The 6,034-nt window shown below is 64.1% G+C and carries 7 protein-coding genes; 1 reads left to right on the forward strand and 6 read right to left on the reverse strand.

All coding sequences use genetic code 11. From position 1 onward, the window contains the following. From EOA79_RS28560 to EOA79_RS28580, 5 genes are all read right to left on the reverse strand, one after another. A partial coding sequence (locus tag EOA79_RS28560; RefSeq protein WP_206628149.1) for a gamma-glutamyltransferase occupies nt 1-212 on the reverse strand: 212 nt, incomplete at its 3' end. A 24-nt stretch (nt 213-236) separates the two neighbouring features. Then, the gene (locus EOA79_RS28565; RefSeq protein WP_067327792.1) at nt 237-1,037 is read right to left on the reverse strand and encodes an ABC transporter permease; all 801 of its coding nucleotides are present in this window, start codon (nt 1,035-1,037) and stop codon (nt 237-239) included. Then, nucleotides 1,034-1,957, reverse strand: coding sequence for an ABC transporter permease (locus EOA79_RS28570; RefSeq protein WP_095823844.1), 924 nt, complete (start codon nt 1,955-1,957; stop codon nt 1,034-1,036). Before EOA79_RS28570 ends, EOA79_RS28565 begins: the two co-directional genes overlap by 4 nt. Continuing rightward, complete coding sequence (locus EOA79_RS28575) at nt 1,954-3,036, reverse strand: ABC transporter ATP-binding protein (protein ID WP_095823935.1); 1,083 nt, start codon at nt 3,034-3,036, stop codon at nt 1,954-1,956. Before EOA79_RS28575 ends, EOA79_RS28570 begins: the two co-directional genes overlap by 4 nt. Nucleotides 3,037-3,112: 76 nt before the next feature. Next, nucleotides 3,113-4,153: an ABC transporter substrate-binding protein gene (locus tag EOA79_RS28580; protein ID WP_067327790.1), complete on the reverse strand. Its 1,041-nt coding sequence runs from the start codon at nt 4,151-4,153 to the stop codon at nt 3,113-3,115. A gap of 226 nt (nt 4,154-4,379) precedes the next feature. On the opposite strand from EOA79_RS28580, the gene EOA79_RS28585 reads away from it, so the two are divergent. After that, a complete protein-coding gene (locus tag EOA79_RS28585) occupies nt 4,380-5,081 on the forward strand; it encodes a GntR family transcriptional regulator (RefSeq protein WP_164748502.1) in 702 nt (233 codons plus the stop codon). Nucleotides 5,082-5,090: 9 nt separating this feature from the next. On the opposite strand, the gene EOA79_RS28590 is transcribed toward EOA79_RS28585, so the two are convergent. Beyond that, on the reverse strand, nt 5,091-6,034 hold a 944-nt coding region (locus EOA79_RS28590; protein WP_164893980.1), incomplete at its 5' end, for an ABC transporter ATP-binding protein.

A 6,034-nucleotide genomic window follows, 5' to 3' on the forward strand; every position in this document is an offset into this window, starting at 1 on the left:
GGGCAGTAGAGCACGAAGCAGTCGCCGCCGATGCCGGTGGATTGCGGCTCGACAACCGCCTGCACGGCCGCGGCGCAGACGGCCGCATCCATGGCGTTGCCGCCGGACCGCAACATGTCGATGGCGGCAAGTGTGGCGAGCGGATGCGAGGTCGCGGCCATGGCTTCGGTGGCGCGGACCGGCGAGCGGCCTGGAAACTGGAAATCACGCATTCTGTTCGAGGTATCCCTGTATTCTCAACGTCCGCGGCCGAAAAGCTGGGCGGCGGACAACAAGACGATCGATAGCACGATCAGGCAAGTCGAAATGGCGGCAATCGTCGGATCGATCTGGTCGCGCAATGCATTGAACATGCGGCGCGTCAGCGTCGTGGTCTCACCGCCCGAGATGAAGAGCGACACCACCACCTCGTCGAAGGAGGTGATGAAGGCAAAGAGCGCGCCCGAGACGATCGAGAAGCGCAACTGCGGCATGGTCACCTGGAAAAAGGCCGCGAAGCGGCCGGCGCCAAGGCTGCGCGCCACCATCTCCTGGTTCATGTCGTAAGAGCGCAGCCCCGACAGGACGGTGAGCACGACCAGCGGCAACGCCTGGACGGTGTGGGCGATGACGAGGCCGGTCAGCGTGTTGTTGAGGCCAATGCGGGCATAGAGAAAGAAAGTGCCGATGCCGATCAGGATGACCGGAATGATCAGCGACGCCGTGAGCAGCGCATTGATGGCGCCGGTCAGCCTGAGCGTGCCGGCGTTGATGGCATAGGCAGCTGCGGTGCCGAGCGGCGTCGCCACGATCGCGGTCATCACCGCCACCTTCACCGAGACGATGGTGGCGTCGCGCCATTCGACGGAACCGAAATAGCTCTCATACCAGCGCAGCGACCATTGCTCGGGCGGGAACTGCAGCAGCGTCGAGCCGGAGAAGGACATGATGACAATAATCACCGAGGGCGCGATCAAAAACAGCATGACGAGGCCGCCCAGCAGATAGAGCCAGAGGCGTTGCCAATGCGTTATAGGCAGGCTGCTTTCGGCGCTCATCGCTGGCTCCAAACGCCGGTGGCGCGCGCGCCGAGCAGCCACTGGAAGAAGCCGAGCAGCGCCAGCGTGACGGCAAGCAGCACGACGCCGAGCGCAGCACCCGCGCCCCAGTTCGAGTAGAGGCTGGTCGCCTGCTCCATGCGCATCGCCCACATGATGACCTTGCCGCCGCCCATCAGCGCCGGCGTGACGAAAAAGCCGAGGCAAAGCACGAAGACGATGACCACGCCGGAGGCGAGGCCCGGCAGCGACAGCGGGAAAAAGATCTGGCGGAAGGTGGCGGCGGGGTTGGCGCCGAGATTCATGCCGGCGCGCAGGCAGTCGACATCGATGGTCTTCATCGAAGCATAGAGCGGTAGCACCAGGAAGGGCAGCATGATGTGGGTCATGCCGATGACGACGCCGGCAAAATTGTTGGCGAGCGGCAGCGGCTGGGCGATCACGCCGAGATCGATCAGCCAATTGTTGATCAGCCCCTTGCGCTGCAGGATGACCAGCCAGGCATAGGTGCGCACCAGCACCGAGGTCCAGAACGGCAGGATGACGAAGATCAGGCAGATCGAGGCGGCGCGGCGCGGCAGTTGCGACAGCATATAGGCCAGCGGGTAGCCGAACAGCACGCAGGCGCCGGTGACAACAAAGGCAACCTTGAATGTGGTCGCGAAGGTCTTGATGTAGGACGCCTGCTCGAAGAAGCGCGCGTAATTGGCGAGGCTGAGCTGGCCGCTCTCGTCGAACAGCGACAACCAGAACAGCCAGCCGATCGGTACGATGATGACGGCGAATACCAGGAACAGCCCGGGCGACAGCAGCGCCAGAAGCCCCAGCGCCTGGCGCCTGGCATCCGAGCGCAATGCCCAGGCGTTGAGTTCCCCGTCCTGCCCGACGGCGTGACCAAGACTGGCGGACCCGACGCTCATTGATCCGACACCAGCACGACGTCCTGGGCATCGATGCCGAGCGCGATCGGCTCGCCCGGCGCCGGCAGCTTCGCCAGCACGTCGCTGCGACAATAGTCGCGCAGCGTCACCTGGCGGCCGTCGCGAAGCGTCGCATAGCAGATGAAGCTGTCGCCCTGATAGATGACATCGCCGACCGTTGCCGGCAGCGCGTTGACGGGACGTGCCTGATCCGCGTCGGCGAGCAGCCGCAATTTCTCCGGCCGCACCACCATCAAGTGCCGACCGGCGGACGGCGCCGGGTCATTCATGCGCAGCTTCCGATCCTCATACCAGACGCTGCCGTTGCGGCATTCGACCGGGATGAAATTGGATTCGCCGATGAAGCCGGCGACGAACTTCGTCTTAGGCCGGGCGTAGAGCACCTCGGGCTGGTCGATCTGCTCGATGCGTCCGGCATTCATGACCGCGATGCGATCGGACATGGTGATCGCCTCGCGCTGGTCATGCGTGACGTAGACCGTTGTCATGCCGAGCCGCCGATGCAGGTTGCGCAATTCGATCTGCATGTGCTCGCGTAAGCCTTTGTCGAGCGCCGACAGCGGCTCGTCCATCAGCACGATGCGCGGCTCGAAGACGATGGCGCGGGCCAAAGCCACGCGCTGGCGCTGGCCGCCCGAAAGCTGGTCGACGCGGCGCTCGCCGAGACCTTTCAGCTGCACCAGGTCCAGCGCCCGCTCGACACGCTCGGCCGTTTCCGCCGCCGATACGCGCCGCTGCTTCAGCGGAAAGGCGATGTTGTGGAAGACGTTCATATGCGGGAACAGCGCATAGTTCTGGAACACCATGCCGATGTTGCGCTTGTGTGGCGGCATGGTGATGATCTCCTCGCCGCCGACCTTGATCGAGCCGGCATTGGCCCGCACAAAGCCGGCCAGGATCATCAGCAGCGTGGTCTTTCCCGACCCCGACGGACCGAGCAGCGTCAGGAATTCACCGGCCGCGACATCGAGGCTGAGATCGCTCAGGATGGAGAGCGCGCCGAAGCGCTTCTCGATACCGTGGATGCCGATGGGAAGCGCTGTCGGCGCAAGAGACAAGAGCATCTCCTTCAACTCCGGATCATTGATAGCGCGGCGGAGCAGCGCCTCGTCGCGCCGCTCCGCCGCGCAGTCGTTATTGCTGGATCAGGTTGTTGAACTTCTCCGTCGCCTCGACGAGGTTGTCGCGCCAGAACTCGGGATCCTGAAGCACCTGCTTCTTGACGTTGTCGGGCGCGGAGTTGATGTCCTTGATGCGCTCCTGCGGGATCTTGCCGGTCTCGAAGGCCTTCTCGTTGGCCGGGCCGTTGTCGACATAGAGCGGCAGATTGGCCTGGAGGTCGGGGCTGACGAACTTGGCCAGCGCTTTCATCGCGAGGTCCTTGTTCTTCGAGCCCTTCGGGATGACCATGCAGTCGGCGGTAAGCACACCCTGGTCGAAGGAGAAGCTGACAGGTGCGCCTTCCTTCCTCAGGGTGCCGGCGCGGCCGTTCCAGATGCTCGCCATATCGACCTCACCGTCCTTCACGAGTTGCATGGCCTGCGCGCCCGAGGTCCACCAAGCGTCGATGTGACCCTTGACCTTGTCGACGGATTGCAGCGCGCCGTCGATGTCGACCGGATAGACCTTGTCGATCGGAGTGCCTTTGGCGAGCGCCGCGACGCTCAGTGTCTCCGTCGCCTGGCTGCCGGAGAGCGCCCGCCGGCCCGGGAACTTTTCCACGTCCCAGAAATCGGCCCAGGTCTTCGGTCCCTTGTCGCCGAAAACATCGGTCCGGTAGATCAGCACGACGGACGTGTAGGAGATGCCAACCCAGTCGTCATGGACGAGCTTCGGGTTGATGCCGCTCTTGTCGATGACGTTGTAGTCGAGCTTTTCGAACAGGCCCTCCTTGGAACCGCGCGCGCATTCGTCGGCGCCAAGCTCGGTGATGTCCCATTTCACCGCATTGCCGGTGACCTGCAGGCGCACGTCGTCGAGGCCGTTGGTGGTGTCCTGCTTGATGGTGATGCCGAGCTCCTTGGCCGTCGGATCGAAGAAGGCCTTGGTCTGTGCCTCCTGATAGGTGCCGCCCCATGAGGCGACGGTGATGGTGTCGGCGGCCGAGGCCGGAACGGCGGCCGAGGCCAGCAGGCCGGCTACGGCCAGACCGTGAATGCAAAGTCTCTTCGTCATTTTCGCTTCTCCAACCGGTGTTCCCATTATCGTTGATTTGGTATGCGAATTTGTATACAATTTTGAGTGTAATTCTCCGGAAGCCGATGTCAACATGTGCCGAGCGTTTTTTGGGCGGCGATGAGTTGAGGCTTCGGGCCTGGAGCGTTTGATACGGCTCTGTTTCAAGCAGGAGCCAAAAGGCACTAGACTGCGAATCCGTGACTGACCGTTGGAGGCGGGACGCTTGAGCAAGGAGAGAAAGAACACGCTGCGCGATTCGGTGTTCGAGAAGCTGAAGGCGTTGATCATCACCGGCCAGATCCCGCCAGGCGGCCGCGTGACCGAGAACGAGATCGCCGAGCGCCTGAAGGTGAGCCGCACGCCGGTGCGCGAAGCCTTCAACCGTCTCGAGCGCGACGGCCTGGTGATCGGACGTCCGCGCCAGGGCTATATTGTTGCCGAGTTCAACCTGACCATGTTCCGCGAGGCCTTCGACATTCGCGAGCTGCTCGACGGGCGCGCGACCGAGCTGGCAGCGGCGAACGCGACCGCCGCCGACAAGGCGCGGCTGCGCCACATGCTCGCCGAATGCGAACGGCTGGCGGCAATCCCCGACCGCAGCACACGAGAGAAATTTGAGGAGCTGCAGGTCGGCATCGATCTGCACCGGGTGATCGCCGAGATCAGCGGCAACGAGATGCTGCACGGCATGCTTTGCGGCATCCTCGACAAATGCCAGCAATATGTGTGGACCGAGCTTCTGTGGCTGGACGAGTGGAAGCTCACCCGCGAGGAGCATACGGGCATCGTCGACGCGATCTGCGCCGGTGATGTCGCTTTGGCCGGCGAGCGCGCTCGCGCGCATGTGCGCGGCTCGCGCGAGAACATCCTGCGCCTGCTGCAGGCCAAGTCCGATTATCAGGGCTTTTTCGCCAAGGCTTCGTGAGGCCGGCGATCAGTTCGAGAGCACAGGGCAGTTGGCGCCACGCCGCAGGCTGATGTGCGCTACGTCGCCGATGCTGAATCGAAAACCGTCGGCGCGGCGTGGGGCATCGATGACGATTGCAGTCCCCTGCCCCAGTTCGGCGTGAAGGCGCAGCGTGCGACCGTGGAAGACGATGCCACTCACCCGGGCCGGCGCGGTGCCTTCGGCGGCCTCGGTGGCCGCCACAAGATCCTCCGGACGAACGCCGATGGTTCGTGCGTCGCCGACAGCCGGTGTCTCGCCGGTTTCCAGTATGGCCTCCAGCGGCAGCTCGCCGGCGGTAAACCGCAGCCGCTCGCCGTCGCGCCCGACAAAGCGTGACTGCAGGAGATTCATGGTGCCGATGAACGAGGCGACGAACCGCGTCGCCGGACGGTCGTAAAGCGTCGCGGGCGGCGCGATCTGCTCGATGCGGCCCTTGTTCATGACGACGATGCGGTCGGAAATCGACAGCGCCTCGGTCTGGTCGTGCGTGACCATGACGAAGGTGGTGCCGAGCCGGGACTGCAGTCGCTTGAGCTCGACCTGCATCTGCTCGCGCAGATGCGCGTCGAGGGCCGACAGCGGCTCGTCGAGCAAGAGCACACGCGGCTCGCAGACGATGGCGCGGGCAAGCGCGACGCGCTGGCGCTGACCGCCCGACAGTTCGGAGATGCGGGCGCGCAGCTTGTCGGCTAGGCCGACCATGTCAAGCGCCTGACCGACGCGCTTGGCCTGCTCGGTACCGGACAGTTTGCGCAGCGAGAGGCCGAAGCCGACGTTCGCCGCGACGTCCATATGCGGGAACAGCGCATAGTCCTGAAAGACGGTGTTGACCGGACGGTCGAAGGGCCTCAGACCGGTGATGTCACCGCCTTCGAGCAGCACTTTGCCGCTGGTCGGGCTCGATGCGGTCGATCTCGATATTGCGGCGG

This window comes from Mesorhizobium sp. M1A.F.Ca.IN.020.03.2.1 (genome assembly GCF_004023205.1).
Taxonomy (GTDB): Bacteria; Pseudomonadota; Alphaproteobacteria; order Rhizobiales; family Rhizobiaceae; genus Mesorhizobium.

Coding starts and splice junctions, on each gene's coding strand:
- EOA79_RS28565 (WP_067327792.1), bottom strand. CDS start 1,037: ATGAGCGCCGAAAGCAGCCTGCCTATAACGCATTGGCAACGCCTCTGG.
- EOA79_RS28570 (WP_095823844.1), bottom strand. CDS start 1,957: ATGAGCGTCGGGTCCGCCAGTCTTGGTCACGCCGTCGGGCAGGACGGG.
- EOA79_RS28580 (WP_067327790.1), bottom strand. CDS start 4,153: ATGACGAAGAGACTTTGCATTCACGGTCTGGCCGTAGCCGGCCTGCTG.